At 43.4% G+C, this 21,865-nt stretch carries 22 protein-coding genes, 1 pseudogene and 1 other annotated feature; of the genes and pseudogenes, 20 read left to right on the top strand and 3 right to left on the bottom strand.

Features of this window, described 5'->3' with window-relative positions; translation table 11 throughout:
* From CJU60_RS09425 to CJU60_RS09415, 3 genes and pseudogenes are all read left to right on the top strand, one after another.
* A partial coding sequence (locus CJU60_RS09425) for an ATP-binding protein (RefSeq protein ID WP_176471079.1) occupies positions 1 to 783 on the top strand: 783 nt, incomplete at its 5' end.
* A 2-nt stretch (positions 784 to 785) separates the two neighbouring features.
* Positions 786 to 1,743: pseudogene (gene argF, locus CJU60_RS09420) on the top strand (ornithine carbamoyltransferase).
* Positions 1,744 to 1,827: 84 nt separating this feature from the next.
* Positions 1,828 to 2,007 carry a YjzC family protein gene (locus CJU60_RS09415; protein ID WP_003239319.1) on the top strand — a complete coding sequence of 60 codons (180 nt, stop codon included), beginning with the start codon at positions 1,828 to 1,830 and terminating at the stop codon, positions 2,005 to 2,007.
* A 45-nt stretch (positions 2,008 to 2,052) separates the two neighbouring features.
* Here CJU60_RS09415 and CJU60_RS09410 read toward each other — a convergent pair whose 3' ends face one another.
* Positions 2,053 to 2,238, bottom strand: a complete 186-nt coding sequence (locus CJU60_RS09410) for a YjzD family protein (RefSeq protein WP_010333727.1) — start codon at positions 2,236 to 2,238, stop codon at positions 2,053 to 2,055.
* Between the two features lie 258 nt (positions 2,239 to 2,496).
* Here CJU60_RS09410 and CJU60_RS09405 point away from each other — a divergent pair, with 258 nt between their 5' ends.
* The 4 genes from CJU60_RS09405 to comZ all read left to right on the top strand — a co-directional run bounded on the left by CJU60_RS09405 (position 2,497) and on the right by comZ (position 5,130).
* A complete protein-coding gene (locus tag CJU60_RS09405) occupies positions 2,497 to 3,234 on the top strand; it encodes a hypothetical protein (protein WP_095713629.1) in 738 nt (245 codons plus the stop codon).
* A gap of 82 nt (positions 3,235 to 3,316) precedes the next feature.
* Complete coding sequence (locus CJU60_RS09400; protein ID WP_095713628.1) at positions 3,317 to 3,880, top strand: hypothetical protein; 564 nt, start codon at positions 3,317 to 3,319, stop codon at positions 3,878 to 3,880.
* A gap of 90 nt (positions 3,881 to 3,970) precedes the next feature.
* Entirely contained in the window at positions 3,971 to 4,924 is a 954-nt protein-coding gene (locus CJU60_RS09395; RefSeq protein ID WP_095713627.1) for a BMP family ABC transporter substrate-binding protein, read from the top strand.
* Between the two features lie 14 nt (positions 4,925 to 4,938).
* Positions 4,939 to 5,130 (top strand): ComG operon transcriptional repressor ComZ, encoded by a 192-nt coding sequence (comZ, locus tag CJU60_RS09390; RefSeq protein WP_003224559.1) that lies wholly within the window; start codon positions 4,939 to 4,941, stop codon positions 5,128 to 5,130.
* 29 nt (positions 5,131 to 5,159) lie between these two features.
* Here the strand turns inward: comZ and yjzB are convergent, their stop codons facing one another.
* On the bottom strand, positions 5,160 to 5,390 hold the full coding sequence (gene yjzB, locus CJU60_RS09385) for a spore coat protein YjzB (RefSeq protein ID WP_081638273.1): 231 nt from the start codon (positions 5,388 to 5,390) through the stop codon (positions 5,160 to 5,162).
* 165 nt (positions 5,391 to 5,555) lie between these two features.
* On the opposite strand from yjzB, the gene fabH reads away from it, so the two are divergent.
* From fabH to CJU60_RS09340, 9 genes are all read left to right on the top strand, one after another.
* Positions 5,556 to 6,494, top strand: a complete 939-nt coding sequence (gene fabH / locus CJU60_RS09380; RefSeq protein ID WP_010333732.1) for a beta-ketoacyl-ACP synthase III — start codon at positions 5,556 to 5,558, stop codon at positions 6,492 to 6,494.
* 22 nt (positions 6,495 to 6,516) lie between these two features.
* A complete protein-coding gene (gene fabF, locus CJU60_RS09375; protein ID WP_095713626.1) occupies positions 6,517 to 7,755 on the top strand; it encodes a beta-ketoacyl-ACP synthase II in 1,239 nt (412 codons plus the stop codon).
* A 79-nt stretch (positions 7,756 to 7,834) separates the two neighbouring features.
* Positions 7,835 to 8,620: a DUF2268 domain-containing putative Zn-dependent protease gene (locus CJU60_RS09370; RefSeq protein ID WP_024120906.1), complete on the top strand. Its 786-nt coding sequence runs from the start codon at positions 7,835 to 7,837 to the stop codon at positions 8,618 to 8,620.
* Between the two features lie 190 nt (positions 8,621 to 8,810).
* The gene (gene appD, locus CJU60_RS09365) at positions 8,811 to 9,797 is read left to right on the top strand and encodes an oligopeptide ABC transporter ATP-binding protein AppD (protein ID WP_010333735.1); all 987 of its coding nucleotides are present in this window, start codon (positions 8,811 to 8,813) and stop codon (positions 9,795 to 9,797) included.
* A complete protein-coding gene (gene appF, locus CJU60_RS09360) occupies positions 9,794 to 10,783 on the top strand; it encodes an oligopeptide ABC transporter ATP-binding protein AppF (protein ID WP_044156397.1) in 990 nt (329 codons plus the stop codon). Before appD ends, appF begins: the two co-directional genes overlap by 4 nt.
* A gap of 88 nt (positions 10,784 to 10,871) precedes the next feature.
* Entirely contained in the window at positions 10,872 to 12,500 is a 1,629-nt protein-coding gene (locus CJU60_RS09355) for a peptide-binding protein (protein WP_095713625.1), read from the top strand.
* 74 nt (positions 12,501 to 12,574) lie between these two features.
* A complete protein-coding gene (locus tag CJU60_RS09350; protein WP_024120910.1) occupies positions 12,575 to 13,525 on the top strand; it encodes an ABC transporter permease in 951 nt (316 codons plus the stop codon).
* 16 nt (positions 13,526 to 13,541) lie between these two features.
* A complete protein-coding gene (appC, locus tag CJU60_RS09345; protein WP_024120911.1) occupies positions 13,542 to 14,453 on the top strand; it encodes an oligopeptide ABC transporter permease AppC in 912 nt (303 codons plus the stop codon).
* A gap of 203 nt (positions 14,454 to 14,656) precedes the next feature.
* The gene (locus CJU60_RS09340) at positions 14,657 to 15,409 is read left to right on the top strand and encodes a YjbA family protein (protein WP_024120912.1); all 753 of its coding nucleotides are present in this window, start codon (positions 14,657 to 14,659) and stop codon (positions 15,407 to 15,409) included.
* Positions 15,410 to 15,447: 38 nt separating this feature from the next.
* Here the strand turns inward: CJU60_RS09340 and trpS are convergent, their stop codons facing one another.
* Entirely contained in the window at positions 15,448 to 16,440 is a 993-nt protein-coding gene (gene trpS / locus CJU60_RS09335) for a tryptophan--tRNA ligase (protein WP_010333741.1), read from the bottom strand.
* A gap of 58 nt (positions 16,441 to 16,498) precedes the next feature.
* Positions 16,499 to 16,710 (bottom strand) — a binding site (T-box leader).
* Positions 16,711 to 17,181: 471 nt separating this feature from the next.
* Between trpS and oppA the strand changes: the two genes are divergently transcribed.
* The 4 genes from oppA to oppD all read left to right on the top strand — a co-directional run bounded on the left by oppA (position 17,182) and on the right by oppD (position 21,864).
* The gene (gene oppA / locus CJU60_RS09330; protein ID WP_095713624.1) at positions 17,182 to 18,819 is read left to right on the top strand and encodes an oligopeptide ABC transporter substrate-binding protein OppA; all 1,638 of its coding nucleotides are present in this window, start codon (positions 17,182 to 17,184) and stop codon (positions 18,817 to 18,819) included.
* A gap of 107 nt (positions 18,820 to 18,926) precedes the next feature.
* Positions 18,927 to 19,862 carry an oligopeptide ABC transporter permease OppB gene (oppB, locus tag CJU60_RS09325; RefSeq protein ID WP_044156389.1) on the top strand — a complete coding sequence of 312 codons (936 nt, stop codon included), beginning with the start codon at positions 18,927 to 18,929 and terminating at the stop codon, positions 19,860 to 19,862.
* 3 nt (positions 19,863 to 19,865) lie between these two features.
* A complete protein-coding gene (gene oppC, locus CJU60_RS09320; protein ID WP_024120915.1) occupies positions 19,866 to 20,783 on the top strand; it encodes an oligopeptide ABC transporter permease OppC in 918 nt (305 codons plus the stop codon).
* 4 nt (positions 20,784 to 20,787) lie between these two features.
* A complete protein-coding gene (gene oppD, locus CJU60_RS09315) occupies positions 20,788 to 21,864 on the top strand; it encodes an oligopeptide ABC transporter ATP-binding protein OppD (protein WP_095713623.1) in 1,077 nt (358 codons plus the stop codon).
* The last annotated feature ends 1 nt before the right edge of the window (position 21,865 follow it).

Genomic DNA, 21,865 nt, shown 5'->3' with positions numbered 1-21,865 from the left:
TATACCGAACATATTGAGCGGGCGGGCGTCCACTCAGGAGACAGCTTCGCCATTCTCCCGGGGCCTTCCGTCACAAACAAGCTGCAGCAGGGAATAAAAGATGCTGCTCAAAAAATTGCCCAAAAGCTTTCGTTTAAAGGCATTATGAACATCCAATTTGTGATCGACAACGAAACCATTCTCGTCCTTGAAGTGAATCCGAGAGCGAGCCGTACAGTTCCGGTCGTCAGCAAAGTCATGGGCGTCCCGATGATTCCGCTCGCCACAAGGCTGCTGGCGGGGGCATCTCTAAAAGATGTAAACCCGGCAGTTCAAAATCACCACGGCGTTGCTGTAAAGTTCCCGGTCTTTTCCTCACATGCGATTCAAGATGTAGATGTGAAGCTTGGACCGGAAATGAAATCGACAGGAGAAGGCATGTGTGTTGCATACGACGCCGACAGCGCGTTGAAAAAAATCTACACGCGTGTTTGGAATCAAAAAGGAAGCATTTATTTGCAAAACGGACCGGAAGACTTGAAGACATTAGCGGAAAACGCCGGCTTTACGGTTCATGAAGGCACATTCGCCTCCTGGATGGAACAGGATGAAAAAGCGCTCCATATCCATTTAAACGGCTCTGAAGAAGCACGCAAAGAGCGTTTGGAAGCCATGACACACGGCATTACCGTCTTTACTGAAGAGGAAACCGTACGGGCGTTTTTGCAAAGCGGATCAGGCAGTCCGCACCCTGTTTCCCTCAGAGATCTTTATAAAAAGGAAGTGGCATCATGCACACAGTGAATATGGGAGAAATGCAAACCAATCTATTCGGAAAAGACCTATTAACGCTAAAAGATCTCAGTGAACAAGATATCAGCGCGTTGCTTGCTGAAGCCAGTGAACTGAAACAAAACAAGATTCAGCCTATTTTTCAAGGCAAAACCCTTGCGATGATTTTTGAAAAATCATCCACACGGACACGTGTTTCATTTGAGGCCGGCATGGCGCAACTTGGCGGAAATGCCCTCTTTTTAAGCCAGAAAGATCTGCAGCTGGGCCGCGGTGAAACTGTGGCTGACACGGCAAAAGTGCTCTCGGGCTATGTAGATGCAATCATGATCCGGACCTTCGAGCATGAAAAGGTGGAGGAGCTTGCTGAACACGCTGATATTCCGGTCATCAACGGGCTTACTGATAAATATCATCCTTGCCAGGCGCTGGCGGACCTATTGACGATCAAGGAAATCAAAGGCGATCTCAAAGGTGTGAAAGTCGCATATATCGGTGACGGAAATAATGTGGCGCACTCCCTGATGATCGGCTGCGCAAAAATGGGCTGTGATATCTCGATTGCTTCGCCTAAGGGATACGAAGTGTTAGACGAAGCGGCGGAAGCAGCCAAAGCATTTGCCCTTCAATCCGGTGCTTCCATTACACTTACAGCTGATCCGATTGAAGCCGTAAAAAATGCGGACGTCATTTATTCAGATGTATTCACAAGCATGGGACAGGAAGCGGAAGAACAAGAGCGTCTCGCAGTCTTCGCGCCTTACCAGGTGAATGCATCGCTTGTCAGCCATGCTAAACCTGACTATACATTTTTGCACTGTCTTCCTGCACACCGTGAAGAAGAAGTGACGGCAGAGATTATTGACGGTCCGAATTCCGCTGTATTCCAGCAGGCCGAAAACCGTCTCCATGTGCAAAAAGCGCTGTTAAAGGCGATCCTTTACAAAGGGGAATAACCGAAAAAACTGCTGAGCCGGTCTCAGCAGTTTTTTTATGGAAACATATTCACACCCGCTTAGGCGCATACTACACGAAAAAGGAAAAGGAGGAAAAACAGTGGGACAGCAGCATCAATTCCGGCCCGGGCAGAAAGCGCCCAACAACGGCATCTACGTAGAAATCGGCGAGACGGGGAGTATGGTCAAAAACCCGCAAAAGGTCCATCTGTCAGCAGGAGATATGTTTCCTGAAACATCTAATCACAACCGCCTGTGGACGTATAAAAGAAAACCGTGATCACGAAAAAACCCAAAACAATACATGTTTTGGGTTTTTGGCTTATTAATGCTGGCTGGCATTGTTGTTCATAGGCATGATTGCTGCTAGCGCCATGATCAGCACATATAAAACGACAGCAATTACGGATGATGTTGTGAAGTTATACGCTACACTGTTCATGCTGGCAATCAAATAGCATGCCATATGCGATAAAAGGAACGTCCAAATAAAAGCAATAATAAATCGCACGTTTCCACCTCGTCCTTCTCATTCTATTCTAGAAGTTATCATACCATACATAAAGCGAAGGGGGAATCTAATTTTAGAAGAAAGTGAGGTGACAAAAGAGTCTGATTCGTCACATTTTTAATGGTAAAATATAAAAAATAAATATCGTCAATTGGTATAATAGCCAAAACATAGAAAGGCTAGGACTTTACCTTATTCGTTTCTTTTCTTTTTACATAAGATAGCGTGAGATGAAGTGTGAAAGGAGGCGGGCAAGCGATGGGAATAACGGAAAGGTATTTTCAATTGGGAACGGAGCATAACGTGATTCATCTGCCCTATCGTCCGAACGGCTTTGGCATCTTTGTCCTCGGGGACAGAACCCACTTTGTCGGTAATGATTCAAGTTTTTGGCTTCAGCATTATGGCAGAAATCAGCTTTTAAATATGCTGAGGGACGAAGGCTATACCATTTTTAACAGCAATCTGTTCGGAAGGCACTGGGGCGCGGGAAAAGCGGTCACCTATGCCAAACAGCTGATACATTTCGTGTTGAAGCAGGAAATACTCAATCCGAAGATTCATATTTTAGCAGAAGGGATGGGCGCTCTCGTGGCCGATGAACTGCTTCGTTTTTCCCCGGATCATATCCGATCAGCCGCGATGTTGAATCCTTGTCTCGATCTTCAGGCACATTATGAATCAGAAAAAGAAAATAAATTTTTCTATAAACAATTTTTGAAAGAGGTATCGGAAAGCTACGAAATCTCCGAAAAAGAAGCGGCTTCACTCCGTTATAAAACAATCGAAAGCTATCCGAGCAGCGTACCGGTTCATATATGGCAGCGGATGACCGGAGCACCGTATCCGTACAGCCTGCATGCGGAAGTATTTAAGGAAAAGCAGCAGCAAAACCAAGGCTGTCCGGTTGACATAACGTTTCATTTATTTGAGCACCCAAGCAGGATCTATGCATCAATCTGCAAATTCTTTCACAGGCATGAAAAAGAGTTATAAAGAATACAATAACAATAGCCTTCTCTTTTGCGGAGGCTGTTTTGCTTTGGATAAATGAAAAACCGGAAGGGCGGCAGATGAAATGGAATCAACGCTGATTGTAGGGGCGGATGAATTTTTCGGCCTTTCTTTATGCGAGCGAATGATGGATGAAGGCATATACGTCGATGTCGTTTTGGCTGAAACAGATGATGAAAACAGACAAATGTACTTAGAAGAAAGACTCATGTGGCTTGGAAGAAACGAACACTTTCGGCAGCTTGAGCACATTGAGGATCAAAAGTATGATACAATTTGTATCCAATATGACTGCGGCTTTTTGCCTTTGGACCAATATAAATCCGCTTATGTATTGGTATACGAACAAGACCGAAAAGAGTGGGAGAAACGTGAAAAGACAGGTTCAGAAAAAGCGGTGATCCTTCCTAAAATGTATGGGCCGTGGAAAGAAGAACAGGAGGAAGAGGGCTTTTATACAGAAGATGTAGCTGACGAGCTGTTGAGATTCCTGCTTGAGCCCGGCCGTGATACCGGCAAAGATTGCATTTTTGATTTGCAAGTCACGAAAAAAACTTCAAAAGATGAAGCGAAAACAAAAATTCTCGGGTGGAAAAGACAATTTTCATCAATTTTCGACAAATATTAAGAAAAACCTTCCATGTTTCGAGTTTTCTAGATACAATAAACGTATCATTTTAATACATGTGATAGCTTGTCAAAAGGAGTTGAACATGACTTGATCACAAGGCTTGTCATGATCTTTTCTGTCCTCCTTTTATTAAGCGGATGTGGACAAACTCCGTTTAAAGGAAAAATTGAGAAGGTCGGCATGCTCTTTCCTGATACGATTAATGACCTCGTATGGGGCACAAAAGGGTATAAAGGATTACTGAATATACAATCTAAATACAATGTGGACGTCTACTATAAAGAAGGCGTAAAAACAGATGAAGATATTATAAATGCGATTGAAGATTTTCATAAGCGCGGCGTCAATCTCCTCTTTGGCCATGGAAGTGAGTATGAAGAAGTATTTAACTTGGTCAGTGAAGACTATCCGGATATGCAGTTTGTGATTTCAAATGCAAAAGCAAAAGCGGACAATGTCACAAGCGTTCATCTCAGCGGGGAAGCAATCGGCTTTTTCGGCGGAATGACCGCTGCCCATATGTCAAAAACCAATCAGGTCGGCGTCATCGCTTCTTTTTCATGGCAGCCAGAAGTGGACGGCTTTATAAAAGGGGCTAAGTATGAAAATCCTAATATAGAAGTGAATACAAAATATACGGATCACTGGGATGATGATTCGACTGCGGTGAACCTTTATCAAAAAATGAAGAACGAAGGCGCGGATGTTGTGTATCCTGCCGGAGACGGGTATAATGTTCCTGTCATTCAGCAAATCAAAAAAGACGGCCTATATGCGATCGGCTATGTCACAGATCAATCCGATCTTGGCGAAAACACCGTGTTAACCAGCACGGTGCAAAATGTGGACAAGGCCTATGAAATTATAGCTGAGCAATTCGACAAAGAGACTTTAAAAGGCGGCGATCACTATTACGATCTGAAAAGCCGAGTTGTCGAAATGGGAACCTTCAGTCCGCTTGTGGACAAAGCCTTTCAGAAAAAAATCGCCAAACTGGTCAAAACATATAACAAAACAGGTGAACTGCCAAAAAACGAGTAACGGGGTGACTTTACATGCAGCACGAAAAATCACTTGAGTTTCTGCAAATAGCAATGAAATATCTGCCTGAAGCGAAAGAGCAGCTTGAAAAATCAGGAATAGAGCTGTCGATGGAGGCCATTCAGCCGTTTATGAATTTATTTACAACGGTAATGGCGGAAGCCTATGAGCTGGGTAAATCCGACGCGAAATCTGAAACCGAATAAGAAGAAGCCACTTTCTCGAAAGTGGCTTTTCACATGATTTTCTTTTTAATAGCGGATACCATAGGCGCGAGTTCCTTCAGAGCGGGCTTGATTTGATCGAGAGAGTTCATAATCGAACCGATTTGGTTCATAATATACATGTAATCAATCGTCTCTTCTTCGTTTGTCGGGGAAACCTCCTCCTCCTGCACTTCTTCTTTTTCTGTTTTTTGTTTGGCGTTATCGCCGAACATCATTTTTGAAAACACATCCACCTGCATACGCCTCCTTTTCCATATACCATACTCTATGAGTAAGATGAACCGATAGTTTAGACGAATATATTGCCATGTGAAAAAAAATAAGATAGAATTAGTACCTGATACTAATAATTGATCATAACCTGATTGATCTTCTAAATTAACTATATAAAGGAGTCTTCCCTTATGAAAGCTGGAATACTTGGAGTTGGACGTTATATCCCTGAGAAGGTTTTAACAAATCATGATTTAGAAAAAATGGTTGAAACTTCTGACGAGTGGATTCGTACAAGAACAGGAATAGAAGAAAGAAGAATTGCCGCTGATGACGTATATTCATCACATATGGCTGTTGCAGCAGCGAAAAAAGCGCTGGAACAAGCTGAAGTGTCCGCTGAGGATCTCGATATGATTCTCGTTGCGACTGTCACACCTGATCAGTCATTTCCTACAGTTTCTTGTATGATTCAAGAACAGCTCGGCGCAAAGAAAGCATGTGCCATGGATATCAGCGCGGCTTGTGCAGGCTTTATGTACGGGGTTGTAACGGGTAAACAATTTATTGAATCCGGAACTTATAAGCATGTCCTTGTTGTCGGTGTAGAAAAGCTCTCAAGCATTACAGACTGGGAAGACCGCAACACAGCCGTTCTGTTTGGTGACGGAGCGGGCGCTGCGGTAGTCGGGCCAGTCAGTGATGACAGAGGAATTCTTTCATTTGAACTAGGAGCAGACGGCACAGGCGGTCAGCACTTGTATCTGAATGAAAAAGGACATACAATCATGAATGGACGTGAAGTTTTCAAATTTGCGGTCCGCCAAATGGGTGAATCATGCGTAAATGTCATTGAAAAAGCCGGACTCTCAAAAGAGGACGTCGACTTTTTGATTCCGCATCAGGCGAACATCCGCATCATGGAAGCTGCACGTGAGCGTTTAGAGCTTCCTGTCGAAAAGATGTCTAAAACTGTTCATAAATATGGAAACACTTCTGCCGCATCCATTCCTATTTCTCTAGTAGAAGAATTGGAAGCCGGTAAAATCAAAGATGGCGATGTGATCGTCATGGTAGGATTCGGCGGAGGATTAACTTGGGGCGCCATTGCAATCCGCTGGGGCCGATAAAAAAAGGTGAGGTGCACACAAGATGAGTAAAAAAAGAGTAGTTGTTACAGGACTCGGAGCATTGTCTCCGCTTGGCAACGACGTCGATACAAGTTGGAATAACGCAATCAACGGTGTGTCCGGGATCGGTCCGATCACTCGTGTTGATTCTGAAGAATATCCGGCTAAAGTAGCCGCTGAATTAAAAGACTTTAATGTTGAAGATTACATGGACAAAAAAGAAGCAAGAAAAATGGACCGTTTCACTCAATATGCGGTTGTCGCTGCGAAAATGGCAGTTGAAGACGCAGGTCTTGAAATTACTGATGAAATCGCGCCGAGAGTCGGTGTTTGGGTTGGTTCCGGAATCGGAGGGCTTGAAACGCTTGAGTCTCAGTTTGAAATCTTCTTAACAAAAGGCCCAAGACGGGTAAGCCCGTTTTTTGTGCCGATGATGATTCCTGATATGGCGACAGGCCAAATTTCTATCGCTTTAGGAGCAAAGGGAGTTAACTCTTGTACGGTAACTGCATGTGCAACAGGAACAAACTCTATCGGTGACGCATTTAAAGTGATTCAGCGCGGCGATGCAGACGCTATGATCACAGGCGGAACAGAAGCGCCGCTGACTAGAATGTCATTCGCGGGCTTCAGTGCCAACAAAGCGCTTTCTACAAATCCGGATCCGAAAACTGCGAGCCGTCCGTTTGATAAAAACCGTGATGGATTCGTTATGGGTGAAGGTGCGGGTATTATCGTTCTTGAAGAACTTGAGCATGCACTTGCACGCGGCGCCAAAATTTACGGAGAAATCGTCGGTTACGGTTCGACGGGAGACGCTTATCATATCACAGCGCCTGCCCAAGATGGCGAAGGCGGAGCGAGAGCGATGCAAGAAGCCATTAAAGATGCTGGTATTGCGCTTGAAGAGATTGACTATATCAATGCTCACGGCACAAGCACATATTACAATGACAAATATGAAACAATGGCGATTAAGACAGTTTTTGGCGAGCATGCCTATAAACTTGCGGTAAGCTCTACAAAATCTATGACGGGCCACCTTCTAGGCGCGGCGGGCGGTATTGAAGCCATTTTCTCTATCCTTGCCATTAAAGAAGGCATGATCCCGCCAACAATCAATATTGAAACGCCTGACGAAGAATGCGATTTAGATTATGTGCCTGATGAAGCACGCAGACAGGATCTCAGCTATGTTCTCAGCAACTCACTGGGATTCGGCGGACATAACGCAACGCTAATCTTCAAAAAATATCAGTAATCATGACGCCAAACCGGCTGCCCTAAAAGGGTAGCCGGTTTTTTTCGTGCGCATAGGATAAAAAAGAGGAGGCAATAGCATGAGCGTGGAACAAACATACAAATGGTTTGAAAAAGCCGCTTCAATAGATGATCTGGCGCATTACATTGTCCCGTACTTTTCAAGAACGAAGAAAGAAGACTGGAAAGGCATCTTGGGACATTTGCAGCATCACGGAATGTTTAAAAACATAAAAGAGGGAATAAGCACGTCTTCCATTCTGAAAGAAAAAGGGCTTTTCCGACATATACAAAAAGAGGAGCAGTACCTCAAAAAGAAGTGGCAAGGACCTGACGTGCCAATCGTAGCACTGCCGGTTGATGAACGAAACAGAAGAATCCGTTTAGAATTCGGGTCAAAATCAGGGCTCGCCTTTCCAGATAAAATGTTTCTCTTTCTCTCGTCAGATATCGAATTGTCCTCGGTTTCAGCCCTTATGACACATGAATATCATCATGTTTGCCGGTTAGATCATATGACAAAAGAGGAAAAAGACGTCACATTACTTGATACAATCATCATGGAGGGGCTGGCAGAATATGCTGTTTATGAGAGGTTAGGCCAGAGTCAAACGGCTGAATGGACCACCTGGTATACCCCTCTGCAGCTTGAGGTGTTTTACGAAAAAAAGATTGCGCCCCATCTGAACATCAAACGGGGTCATCGATTGTTCGATCAGCTTTTATACGGCAAAGGATATCAGCCGAAAATGCTTGGATACGCAGTCGGATTCAATATTGTAAAAAAATATTTAACAGAGAACAGAGCCAGTACAGCAGAAGGGTTGTCCATCTCTCCTGAAACCTTTTTGAAAGCAACGCTTTAATAGAATAAAATAATGGAATTTCGTTAATAATATTACATTTATCCTAAAAAATTCTTGATTTTGCAAAATGATTGTAATAATATACAACTATAAAATTTTTCGATAATTCAATATTATTTATTATTTCTGAATAAAGGGATTACTTTCTCTTGAAAACGTTTGACGACAAGAGGGGGAAAGGGGAGCTAGCATGAGCACACTTTTAGAAGTGAATAATTTAAAGACTTATTTTTTTAGAAAAAAGGAGCCGATCCCTGCGGTGGACGGAGTCGATTTCTACATCAAAAAAGGCGAAACCGTCGCGCTTGTAGGCGAATCCGGCTCCGGCAAAAGTATTACTTCATTGTCTATTATGGGTCTTGTCCAGAGTTCAGGCGGAAAAATCATGGACGGTACGATTAAACTCGAAGACAAGGACCTCACCTCATTCACTGAAAATGACTATTGCAAAATCCGCGGAAACGAAGTATCCATGATCTTTCAAGAACCAATGACCTCCCTCAATCCGGTGTTAACGATCGGAGAACAAATTACCGAAGTGCTGATTTACCATAAAAACATGAAGAAAAAAGAAGCATATCAAAGAGCCGTCGAACTCTTGAAGATGGTTGGGTTTTCAAGAGCGGAGCAAATTATGAAGGAATATCCGCATCGTTTATCTGGCGGAATGAGGCAGAGGGTAATGATCGCCATCGCGCTCAGCTGTAATCCAAAACTGCTGATTGCCGATGAACCGACAACGGCATTAGACGTGACGATACAAGCCCAAGTGCTGGAGCTAATGAAGGATCTCTGCCAGAAGTTTGATACGTCAATTTTGCTGATTACACATGACTTAGGTGTCGTATCGGAAGCAGCCGACAGAGTGATTGTCATGTACTGCGGACAAGTCGTAGAAAATGCCTCAGTCGATGAGTTATTTTTAGAGCCCCTTCATCCTTATACAGAAGGACTGCTTATGTCGATTCCCGTCATAGATGGAGAGATTGATAAATTAAATGCGATTAAAGGCAGCGTGCCGACACCAGATAATCTGCCGCCGGGGTGCCGTTTTGCTCCAAGGTGCCCAAAAGCCATGGATAAATGCTGGACCCATCAGCCTTCGCTTTTGACACACAAAAGCGGAAGGTCAGTGAGATGCTTTTTATATGAGGAAGAAGGTGCCGAACAATCATGACAGCAGCTAATCAGGAAACAATTTTAGAACTTCGGGACGTGAAAAAATATTTCCCGATCCGCTCAGGCTTTTTTCAAAGAAAAGTTGGTGATGTAAAAGCGGTGGACGGTGTTTCGTTTTCCTTAAAAAAAGGAGAAACACTTGGAATCGTTGGAGAATCGGGCTGCGGAAAATCGACTGCCGGCCGGACGATGATCAGGCTGTACAAACCGACTGAAGGCCAGATTCTCTTTAAGGGACAGGATATTTCCAATCTGTCAGAGGAGAATTTACGAAAAAACGTCCGCAAAAATATTCAGATGGTCTTTCAAGATCCATTTGCTTCGCTGAATCCAAGAAAAACGCTGCGTTCTATTATTAAGGAGCCTTTTAACACACATCACATGTACACGATGCGAGAACGAAATGAGAAAGTCGAAGAGCTGCTTGCGAGAGTAGGCCTTCATCCGTCGTTTGCCTCACGTTATCCCCATGAATTTTCCGGCGGGCAGCGTCAGCGGATCGGCATTGCGAGAGCCCTCACGCTGAATCCGGAGCTTATCATTGCAGACGAACCGGTTTCTGCACTTGATGTATCGATTCAGGCCCAGGTCATCAACTTAATGGAAGAATTGCAGGAAGAATTTAATCTGACGTATCTATTTATCTCTCACGATTTAAGTGTCGTCCGCCATATCAGTGACAGGGTCGGAGTAATGTACCTCGGCAAAATGATGGAACTGACCGACAAGCATGAGTTATATGACAATCCGCTACATCCATACACCCAAGCCCTTTTATCATCTGTCCCGGTTACAAGAAAAAAAGGATCTGTCAAACGCGAACGCATCGTCCTGAAAGGAGAACTGCCCAGCCCGGCCAATCCGCCTAAAGGCTGTGTTTTCCATACGAGATGTCCTGTTGCAAAACCGATATGCAAGGAACAAATACCAGAATTCAAAGAAGCTGCTCCCAGCCATTTTGTGGCTTGTCACCTTTATAGCTAACTGTCGCCCGCACAGCTTTGAGAGGGGGTATGCATACTACATAAACAGCAGCTAAGAAGAACGAACATTTCAAGAGGGGGAATATCTAATGAAAAGACGTAAAACCGCACTGATGATGCTAAGTGTATTAATGGTGATGGCCATCTTTTTATCGGCCTGCTCGGGATCGAAGTCAAGCAGCAGCGAGAAAAAATCAACCGGCAAACCGCAGCAGGGCGGGGACTTGGTTGTTGGTTCAATCGGTGCCCCGACACTTTTCAACTCATTATATTCAACAGATGAATCGAGTACGGATATAGAACAAATGATTTACAGCTATTTAACAAAAACAGATGAAAAATTAAATGTCAAAATGTCATTGGCTGAGAGTGTCAAAGAGCTGGATGGCGGTCTGAAATATGATGTAAAAATCAAAAAAGGCGTTAAGTTCCATGACGGAGAAGAACTTACTGCTGACGATGTAGTATTTACGTTTAACATCCCGCTGAACAAGGATTACAAAGGTGAGCGCGGATCTAACTTTGAAATGCTGAAATCAGTAGAGAAAAAGGGAGATTACGAGGTTTTATTTACCCTGAAATACAAAGACCCTAACTTCTATAACAATACATTAGACAGCTACGGCATTCTTCCGGAGCATATTTTAAAAGATGTACCGGTTGCGCAGCTTGAAGATAATGAATTTAACAGGAAAAATCCGATCGGCTCAGGGCCTTTCAAATTTAAAGAATGGAAAGATGGGCAATACGTCAAGCTCGTTGCCAATGATGACTACTATGACGGACGTCCGTATTTAGACAGTGTCACGTATAAAATCATTCCTGATGCCAATGCTGCGGTTGCCCAGCTTCAAGCGGGGGATATTGATTTCTTTAACGTTCCGTCAACTGATTATAAGACAGCTGAATCGTTTAATAATGTCAAGGTTGTAACAGACTTGGCGCTGAGCTACTCATATATCGGCTGGAATGAGAAAAACGAGCTCTTTAAAGACAAAAAAGTGCGCCAGGCGCTTACCACAGCGTTAGACCGTGAAACGATGGTGGAAACTGTATTGGATGGCGACGGAGAGGTCGCTTATATCCCGGAAAGTCCGGCTTCCTGGAACTATCCGAAAGGCGTAGAAGTGCCTAAATTTAAATACAATGTGAAGAAAGCGAAGAAGATGCTGAAAGAAGCCGGCTGGGAAGATACTGACGGTGACGGCATCTTAGATAAAGACGGCAAAAAATTCGAGTTTACGCTGAAAACGAACCAAGGAAATAAGGTGCGTGAAGATATTGCAGTTGTTGTTCAAGAGCAGCTGAAGAAAGTCGGTATTAAAGTAACGCCGCAAATCGTGGAATGGAGTGCGCTTGTTGAGCAAACCAGCGCCCCTAATTGGGACTATGACGCAATGGTATTAGGCTGGAGCCTGTCCACATTCCCGGATCATTACGATATTTTCCATTCAAGCCAGTCTGAAAAAGGCTTAAATAACATGTGGTATAAAAATCCAGAGGTCGATAAACTTCTGAAAGCTGCAAAATCGATCAGTGACCGTGAGCAATACTCTAAAGCGTATGAGAAGATTTACCAAAAGCTTGCTGAAGATCAGCCGTATACCTTCCTTTATTATCCAAACAACCATATGGCGATGCCAGCTAACTTAGAGGGGTATGTGTATCATCCAAAACGTGAACTATATCAGATTGAAAAATGGTGGCTTGCCCAATAATTTTCCCTTGAAGGGGAGGGAGCGAATTTCCTTCCCCTTCTATATTGAAAAAGAACCACAAAGGGGACAAGAATATGGTTACATATATCATTCGAAGAACATTAGCTTCGATTCCTATCTTATTAGGAATTACAATTTTGTCTTTTGTCATTATGAAAGCGGCTCCTGGAGATCCGATGACGCTTATGATGGACCCTACCATCAGCCAGGCAGACAGAGCGCAGTTTATTGAAAAATACGGCCTGAATGACCCGGAATACGTTCAATATTTAAAGTGGCTCGGCAATATGGTTCAAGGGGATTTCGGAACGTCCATTATCAGAAAAGGAACGCCTGTTTCAGAGCTGATTATAGCAAGGCTGCCTAACACACTCCTCCTTATGCTGGTGTCGACGATTTTGGCGCTGATCATTTCAATCCCATTTGGTGTGATTTCTGCAAAAAAACCTTATTCAAAACTGGATTATGGCATTACATTTACTTCATTTATCGGTTTAGCCATTCCGAACTTTTGGTTCGGTCTGATTTTAATTATGGTATTTGCTGTGAACCTCGGCTGGTTCCCAACTGGGGGAGTCGCTACTCTTAACACGGATTTTAGCTTATTAGACCGGATTCATCATTTGTTATTACCCGCATTTGTGTTAGCTACGGCAGATATGGCTGGCTTAACGAGATATACAAGGTCAAATATGCTTGATGTATTAAACCAAGACTATATCCGAACAGCCAGATCAAAAGGCTTTAAAGAAAATCGCGTGCTATTTAAGCATGGCTTGCGGAATGCGCTATTGCCTGTTATTACGATCTTCGGTTTAATGATTCCCTCATTTATCGGCGGAGCGGTTGTCGTAGAGCAGATTTTCACTTGGCCGGGCCTGGGAAAACTGTTTGTCGATTCGGCATTCCAGCGTGATTATCCGGTTATTATGGCAATGACCGTGATTTCGGCAGTGCTTGTCGTGGTCGGAAACCTCATTGCAGACATCCTTTACGCGATTGTTGATCCGCGGATCGAATATTAAGAGGAGGGAAACAGAGATGTCAGAGCTGCAAACAACTCCCTCGCCGGAGATCAGACTAAAAGAAAACATTTCGAAAAAACCAGAGACGATGACCAAGATCTTCTGGGAAAAATTTTCGAAAAACAAGCTGGCCATTCTAGGTGCCGTCATTCTGTTTATCATTGTTATGTCGGCTGTTTTCGCTCCTTTGATTGCACCTTACCCCCAAGAACAGCAAAGCTTGCTTGATAAGTATAAAGCGCCGGGCCTTGAACATTTGATGGGAACGGATAAATTCGGCCGCGATATTTTCAGCAGGATTTTATATGGAGCGCGCGTCTCTTTATTGGTCGGTTTTGCTTCTGTAGTCGGGTCTATTTTAATCGGAACTGTATTAGGGGCGTTAGCAGGTTATTTCAGAGGTATTGTCGACGCTGTCATTATGCGTTTAGTCGACATTGTATTATCCATTCCGGATATTTTCTTGCTGATCACGCTGGTTACCATTTTTAAGCCTGGCGTGGACAAACTAATTTTAATTTTCTGTCTCACCGGTTGGACAACAACGGCACGATTGGTAAGAGGAGAGTTTCTATCGCTTCGTTCAAGGGAATACGTTCTGGCTGCTAAAACAATCGGAACGAAGACTCACAAAATTATCTTTTCACATATTCTCCCCAATGCATTAGGACCGATTATTGTGTCAGCAACATTAAAGGTAGGTTCAGTTATTCTCGCTGAGTCCGCGCTGAGCTACTTAGGCTTCGGGATTCAGCCGCCAATCGCAAGCTGGGGAAATATGCTTCAAGACGCACAAAATTTCACAGTGATGATTCAAGCATGGTGGTACCCATTATTTCCCGGGCTATTTATTTTAATTACCGTGCTGTGCTTCAACTTTGTCGGAGACGGTTTGCGGGATGCTCTTGATCCTAAAAATATTAAATAAAAATGAAAATCATGTTCGTTAGAAAATGTAACGAATTCCTAGAGTAAGCAGATTTCCTTTGTCAGAAAATATACGAGGAAGTCTGCTTTTTGTGTTTATAACAGAAACCCAGTTATTCCAGATTTCCTCAATCTCTATGGAATAATTTCTCTGCACCTTGCCTATACTGTGGACAACAGTTTTTATAAAGTGAGGGGTTAGAGATGTTATTTCTTCATGATGTGTGGGTCAATTGGTTTGAAGGGGAAGAAAATGGCTACAATGTATGCCACTTTCATGAATGGCGCAAGGAAGATACGGTTGAGCTTTTGGATCAGGTGCCTCTCTTAAGGGTGCCGTCAGTATTGTTTCATTACATAGAAAACGATTTGTCAGAGCTTCCAAAAGATTTGCTTGAAGAGGTTCATCAAAAATCGTACATTCGCAAAAATCATGAACGCACAAAGCTGGAGTATTGTTTTGTTGTGACGGACGGAATCGGCATTTTGGCTGTTGATACAATCGGCTACACGATCCCTGTCAGAAAAAGCCGCCTTATTCCGCGCCAGGAGCAGCTCGTGTATGAAATGGTGAAAGATGTAGAGCCGGAAACGTATGAATTTGAGCCGAAGAAGCTGGAGTCTTCAAAAGAATATCATATCTTATCATTGGCACCAGAGCACGTCAGAGGATTAACGAGAAAAGAGCGGCAAATTAAGCAGCTTATGTTTATGGCGCTGGATCAATTAAAAGGGCTGAAAAACCGTGCGGAGATTGGCTACTGGTACACAGAGTGGAACCCGCATATGTACGAACAAATCAAACGGATGAGCTTTGAAGAGATTTGGGACATGCTGTATAACGAAACCATTGAAGGCTGGTCGGACAAGCATTTGGCTTTTTGCGAAAACCTGATCAAAGGACAGCCTTTTTTCGAGAAGCTTTGGGAAATAGAAAATGAATCAAAGGTAAATTAAAAAAACCGCTCTTGCAAATCGCAAGAGCGGTTTTTTTGTTATCGTCTTTTTCGGCCGAGACCCATGGCATTTTCCATTTTTTTGAGCATTTTGTTTGCTGTCCGGTTCGCCCGCTCAGCGCCTTCATCAAGAATCCGGTCTAATTCTTCGGACTCAATCAGTTCATGATAACGGTCTTGAATTGGCTTCAATGCACCGACTACCACTTCTGCCAAATCACCTTTGAACTCGCCATAGCCTTTTCCTTCGTATTTCGCTTCAAGCTCTTCAATCGTCGTATTGCCGAGAATTGAATAAATCGTAAGAAGATTGGAAACGCCCGGTTTGTTTTCTTTGTCAAATTTTACAATACCTTCAGAATCTGTCACAGCGCTTTTGATTTTCTTTTCAAGCTGCTTTGGTTCGTCCAGCAATGTTATAAAAGATTTCTGGTTCGGATCAGATTTACTCATTTTCTTCAGCGGGTCAGTCAGAGACATGATCCGAGCGCCTACTTTTGGAATCTTGACTTCCGGAATTGTAAAGATGTCGTTATATTTTTTGTTAAATCGCTCTGCAAGGTTTCGGGTCAGCTCAAGATGCTGCTTTTGATCCTCGCCGACAGGCACAAGATCTGTTCCGTACAGCAGAATGTCTGCAGCCATCAGCGGCGGGTACGTTAACAGGCCCGAGACAACAGCTTCTTTGCCATTTGACTTGTCCTTAAATTGAGTCATTCGTTCAAGCTCACCAATATAAGCGACGCACTGCATCATCCAACCGGCCTGTGCATGTGCGGGAACCTCTGATTGAATAAACAGTGTTGCCTTTTCAGGGTCGAGACCGACAGCTAGATAAAGCGCAGCCAGACTGCGGATATTTTTTCTCAGCTGAAGCCGATCCTGAGGCACTGTGATCGCATGCTGGTCTACGATGCAAAAATAGCTGTTATAATCATGCTGCAGTTCGACAAACTGCTTCATTGCACCGATGTAGTTGCCGAGTGTAACGGAACCGCTTGGCTGGATGCCTGAAAAAATCGTCTGTTTCATTGGAAAATCAACCTCATTTCTTAGAACATAATAAAAAAGGCTCATTCTTTCCCTGTAAAAAAGGGACGAATGAACCGTGGTACCACCCTGATTATTCCATTAAAATGGAATCACTCTGACGTTTGTAACGGAGACTGCTCCGGCTGAGCCTACTTTTTGGTTCGGTCAGCTGCTCCAAAGTCCATTCCACATTGCCCGTTATCTGCTCCCAGCACCGCAGACTCTCTTCAAACGGGTGAAATGTGTACTACTCTTTTTCATAGCAAGCTTTTCTTTTGATTGCTTCATTATAAATCAATTATAACCAATTGTCATCCTGAAAAAACGTTCTTTTTGCATGAAAATTGTAATGATATAAATAAAAGAACAGTTATAAATCGCCCAAATGATAACCGCTCTCAGCAGTTAAACAGCCAGATATTATATGTATAAAGCAATATGGATTGGAAACTCCTAAAATAGTTTTTAATCAATTTATGCTTTAAACGGCAGAAGGATATCGCGTTATTGGCAGAAAAACTAACGAAGTTTAAAAATTTTAAATTGATAAAATAATATTGCAATAAAGAATTTGTTTCATTATAATGAACTTGTTCACTCTATTGTTACAGCTTTTTTACAAAAATAATCAGAAAAGACGGAACAGAATAAAAGTTATGTAAACTTAGGTTCATTTGTCTGATATTTCTGAGGATTTAGCCGTAAGGAGCTGAAAAAATGATTATTAGGGGGTTTGTGGATATGAAAAAACGTTGGTCGATTGTCACGTTAATGCTCATTTTCACTCTCGTGCTGAGCGCATGCGGCTTTGGCGGCAGCGGTTCAAACGGTGATGGGAAAAAAGACAGCAAAGGGAAGACGACTCTTAACATTAATATTAAAACTGAGCCGTTCTCCTTACATCCCGGATTGGCAAATGACTCGGTATCAGGCGGGGTTATCCGTCAGACTTTTGAAGGATTGACACGTATTAATGCAGATGGTGAACCTGAAGAAGGCGCAGCTTCTAAAATTGAAACAAGCAAAGATGGAAAAACCTATACGTTTACGATTCGTGATGATGCCAAATGGTCAAACGGTGACCCTGTCACAGCGCAAGATTTTGAATATGCATGGAAATGGGCGCTTGATCCTAATAACGAATCACAATACGCTTACCAGCTCTACTACATAAAAGGTGCTGAGGCGGCAAATACCGGTAAAGGCAGCCTTGATGATGTGGCAGTAAAAGCGGAAAACGATAAGACATTAAAGGTTGAACTAAACAACCCGACTCCATACTTCACTGAATTAACAGCATTTTATACTTATATGCCGATTAACAAAAAAATTGCAGAGAAAAACAAAAAGTGGAACACAAATGCCGGAGACGATTATGTGTCAAACGGGCCATTTAAGATGACGGCATGGAAACACAGCGGATCTATCGATCTTGAAAAGAATGATCAATACTGGGATAAAGACAAAGTCAAACTGAAGAAAATCAATATGGTTATGATCAACAACAACAATACTGAACTTAAAAAATTCCAAGCTGGTGAACTTGATTGGGCCGGTATGCCGCTCGGACAGCTTCCGACTGAATCTCTGCCTAGCTTGAAAAAAGACGGTTCTTTACATGTTGAGCCGATTGCAGGTGTGTATTGGTACAAATTTAACACAGAAGCTAAGCCATTAAACAATGTAAATATCCGTAAGGCTTTAACTTATGCAATTGACCGCCAATCAATTGTTAAAAACGTGACGCAAGGCGAGCAAATCCCGGCAATGGCCGCAGTTCCGCCGACAATGAAGGGCTTTGAAGATAATAAAGAAGGATACTTCAAAGACAACGATATCAAAACGGCAAAAGAATACCTTGAAAAAGGCCTAAAAGAAATGGGCTTAAGCAAGGCATCTGACCTGCCTAAAATCAAATTGTCTTATAATACGGATGAAGCACATGCGAAAATCGCGCAAGCTGTACAAGAAATGTGGAAGAAAAATTTAGGCGTTAATATTGAGCTTGATAACTCAGAATGGAATGTATATATTGATAAGCTTCACAGCCAAGATTATCAAGTCGGCCGTATGGGCTGGCTTGGCGACTTCAATGATCCTATTAACTTCCTTGAGCTGTTCCGTGACAAAGACGGAGGAAATAACGATACCGGCTGGGAAAATCCAGAATTCAAAAAGCTTCTGAACCAGTCACAAACTGAAACAGATAAAACAAAACGTGCAGAACTGCTGAAAAAAGCAGAGAATATTTTCATTGATGAAATGCCTGTAGCCCCAATCTATTTCTATACTGATACTTGGGTACAGGATGAAAACCTAAAAGGTGTTATCATGCCAGGTACTGGTGAGGTTTATTTCAGAAACGCATATTTTAAATAAGGCTTTATCTGAAAATAAAAGACCTCAAGGTATATGGGGAAAAAAGCCCCATATACCTTTCTTACTGATGGAGTATAAAAAAGTAAAAACCATGGAGGTGTTCCCCCTTGCTAAAATATATCGGAAGACGTTTAGTCTATATGATCATCACATTATTTGTGATTGTAACCGTGACATTCTTCTTAATGCAAGCAGCACCGGGCGGGCCGTTTTCAGGTGAGAAAAAGCTTCCGCCTGAAATTGAAGCAAACTTAAATGCGCATTATGGCTTGGACAAGCCGCTGTTTGTACAATATGCGAGCTATTTGAAATCTGTTGCAATGTGGGATTTCGGACCGTCATTTAAATATAAAGGTCAGAGTGTCAATGACCTGATCAGTTCAGGTTTCCCCGTTTCATTCACTCTTGGAGCAGAAGCTATTCTCCTCGCTTTAGCGTTTGGTGTACTGTTTGGGGTGATTGCAGCCCTTTATCATAATAAATGGCAGGATTATACCGTCGCGATTTTAACGATCTTTGGTATTTCAGTTCCGAGTTTTATCATGGCGGCTGTGCTGCAATATGTGTTCTCCATGAAGCTTGAGCTGTTTCCGGTCGCGGGGTGGGAGTCCTGGTCATACACCTTTTTGCCTTCCATCGCACTTGCTTCCATGCCGATGGCGTTTATTGCCAGACTTTCCCGTTCAAGCATGATCGAAGTGTTAAACAGTGATTATATTCGCACAGCGAAAGCAAAAGGGCTGTCGCGTCCTGCAGTTACAGTGCGGCACGCCATCCGAAACGCGCTGTTGCCGGTCGTTACATATATGGGCCCTATGGCCGCTCAAGTTTTAACTGGAAGCTTTATCATTGAAACCATTTTTGGTATCCCGGGGCTTGGTGCACACTTTGTTAACAGTATTACAAACCGTGATTATACAGTCATTATGGGTGTAACGGTGTTCTTCAGTGTCATCCTGCTGTTATGTGTATTAATCGTAGACGTGTTATACGGCATTATTGATCCAAGAATTAAGCTTTCCAAAGCAAAGAAAGGAGCCTAGGCCATGCAGAACATTCCAAAAAACATGTTTGAACCAGCCGCAGCGAATGCCGGCGATGCTGAGAAAATAAGTAAAAAGAGCCTTTCCCTCTGGAAAGATGCGATGTTACGCTTCCGCAGCAATAAGCTTGCGATGGTCGGGCTTGTTATTATTGTTCTCATTATTCTCATGGCGATTTTTGCGCCTGTTTTCTCAAAATATGATTATTCGACTACCAATCTCTTAAATGCGGATAAGCCGCCTTCAAAGGATCACTGGTTCGGGACTGATGATCTAGGAAGGGACATTTTCGTCCGTACATGGGTAGGTGCGCGAATTTCAATCTTTATCGGTGTCGCAGCCGCTGTTCTTGACTTGCTGATCGGTGTTATTTGGGGCAGTATTTCAGGGTTCCGCGGAGGCAGAACAGATGAGATTATGATGCGTATCGCAGATATCCTTTGGGCTGTTCCTTCATTATTAATGGTTATCCTGCTGATGGTCGTTCTTCCGAAAGGGCTGTTAACGATTATTATTGCCATGACGATTACGGGCTGGATTAATATGGCCAGAATCGTTCGCGGACAAGTGCTGCAGCTGAAGAACCAGGAATACGTGCTTGCGTCGCAGACACTCGGGGCGAAAACATCCCGTCTGCTGTTTAAACATATCGTGCCGAACGCAATGGGCTCTATTTTAGTCACGATGACACTAACTGTTCCAACCGCGATTTTTACAGAAGCCTTTTTAAGCTATTTAGGGCTTGGTGTTCCGGCTCCTCTTGCAAGCTGGGGAACGATGGCTTCTGACGGATTGCCTGCATTGACCTATTATCCGTGGCGTTTGTTTTTCCCTGCCGGTTTTATCTGCATTACCATGTTTGGTTTTAACGTTGTCGGCGACGGATTAAGAGACGCATTGGATCCTAAGTTACGTAAATAAGGGAGTGATACGGGTGACACGCCTATTAGAAGTAAAAGATTTAGCGATTTCATTTAAAACATACGGCGGAGAGGTCCAGGCGATCCGCGGAGTGAATTTCCATCTGAATAAAGGAGAAACATTAGCAATCGTCGGGGAGTCAGGCTCCGGAAAAAGTGTGACATCTCAAGCGATCATGAAGCTGATACCGATGCCTCCGGGTTATTTTAAACGCGGTGAGATTTTATTTGACGGCAAGGATTTAGTGCCGCTGTCCGAAAAAGAGATGCAAAATGTACGGGGGAAAGAGATCGGAATGATATTCCAGGATCCGATGACCTCTTTAAACCCGACAATGAAAGTCGGTAAACAAATTACGGAAGTGCTTTTTAAACACGAAAACATTTCAAAGGAAGCTGCGAAAAAACGTGCTGTTGAGCTGCTTGATTTAGTAGGTATCCCAATGCCGGAAAAACGGGTCAACCAATTTCCGCACGAGTTTTCAGGCGGGATGAGACAGCGTGTTGTCATTGCGATGGCACTTGCGGCGAATCCGAAGCTGTTAATTGCCGATGAGCCGACAACTGCTCTTGACGTGACCATCCAAGCGCAGATTCTTGAATTGATGAAAGAATTGCAAAAGAAAATCGACACGTCCATCATCTTTATCACTCACGATCTCGGTGTTGTGGCTAACGTTGCTGACCGGGTCGCTGTCATGTACGCGGGACAGATTGTAGAAACCGGTACGGTAGACGAAATTTTTTACGATCCGAGACATCCGTATACTTGGGGGCTGCTGGCATCCATGCCGACACTTGACAGCTCAGGAGACGAACAGCTGACGGCAATCCCGGGCACGCCGCCTGATTTGACAAATCCTCCAAAAGGAGATGCCTTTGCGCTCCGGAGCTCATATGCGATGAAAATTGATTTTGAACAGGAGCCGCCAATGTTTAAGGTTTCCGATACTCATTATGTGAAATCGTGGCTGCTTCATCCTGATGCGCCAAAGGTAGAGCCGCCTGAAGCGGTAAAAGCGAAAATGCGGACGCTGGCGAATACGTATCAAAAACCTGTCTTAGTGAGAGAAGGTGAATAAA

Source organism: Bacillus sp. 7705b (assembly GCF_002289525.1).
In the GTDB taxonomy this organism is placed as follows: domain Bacteria; phylum Bacillota; class Bacilli; order Bacillales; family Bacillaceae; genus Bacillus; species Bacillus halotolerans.
This window is presented reverse-complemented; position numbering and strand designations above follow the sequence as displayed.

Coding starts and splice junctions, on each gene's coding strand:
- CJU60_RS09405 (WP_095713629.1), top strand. CDS start 2,497: ATGGGAATAACGGAAAGGTATTTTCAATTGGGAACGGAGCATAACGTG.
- CJU60_RS09400 (WP_095713628.1), top strand. CDS start 3,317: ATGGAATCAACGCTGATTGTAGGGGCGGATGAATTTTTCGGCCTTTCT.
- CJU60_RS09350 (WP_024120910.1), top strand. CDS start 12,575: ATGGTTACATATATCATTCGAAGAACATTAGCTTCGATTCCTATCTTA.
- fabH (WP_010333732.1), top strand. CDS start 5,556: ATGAAAGCTGGAATACTTGGAGTTGGACGTTATATCCCTGAGAAGGTT.
- oppC (WP_024120915.1), top strand. CDS start 19,866: ATGCAGAACATTCCAAAAAACATGTTTGAACCAGCCGCAGCGAATGCC.
- appD (WP_010333735.1), top strand. CDS start 8,811: ATGAGCACACTTTTAGAAGTGAATAATTTAAAGACTTATTTTTTTAGA.
- trpS (WP_010333741.1), bottom strand. CDS start 16,440: ATGAAACAGACGATTTTTTCAGGCATCCAGCCAAGCGGTTCCGTTACA.
- appC (WP_024120911.1), top strand. CDS start 13,542: ATGTCAGAGCTGCAAACAACTCCCTCGCCGGAGATCAGACTAAAAGAA.
- comZ (WP_003224559.1), top strand. CDS start 4,939: ATGCAGCACGAAAAATCACTTGAGTTTCTGCAAATAGCAATGAAATAT.
- oppA (WP_095713624.1), top strand. CDS start 17,182: ATGAAAAAACGTTGGTCGATTGTCACGTTAATGCTCATTTTCACTCTC.
- yjzB (WP_081638273.1), bottom strand. CDS start 5,390: ATGCAGGTGGATGTGTTTTCAAAAATGATGTTCGGCGATAACGCCAAA.
- CJU60_RS09370 (WP_024120906.1), top strand. CDS start 7,835: ATGAGCGTGGAACAAACATACAAATGGTTTGAAAAAGCCGCTTCAATA.
- appF (WP_044156397.1), top strand. CDS start 9,794: ATGACAGCAGCTAATCAGGAAACAATTTTAGAACTTCGGGACGTGAAA.
- CJU60_RS09340 (WP_024120912.1), top strand. CDS start 14,657: ATGTTATTTCTTCATGATGTGTGGGTCAATTGGTTTGAAGGGGAAGAA.
- CJU60_RS09355 (WP_095713625.1), top strand. CDS start 10,872: ATGAAAAGACGTAAAACCGCACTGATGATGCTAAGTGTATTAATGGTG.
- fabF (WP_095713626.1), top strand. CDS start 6,517: ATGAGTAAAAAAAGAGTAGTTGTTACAGGACTCGGAGCATTGTCTCCG.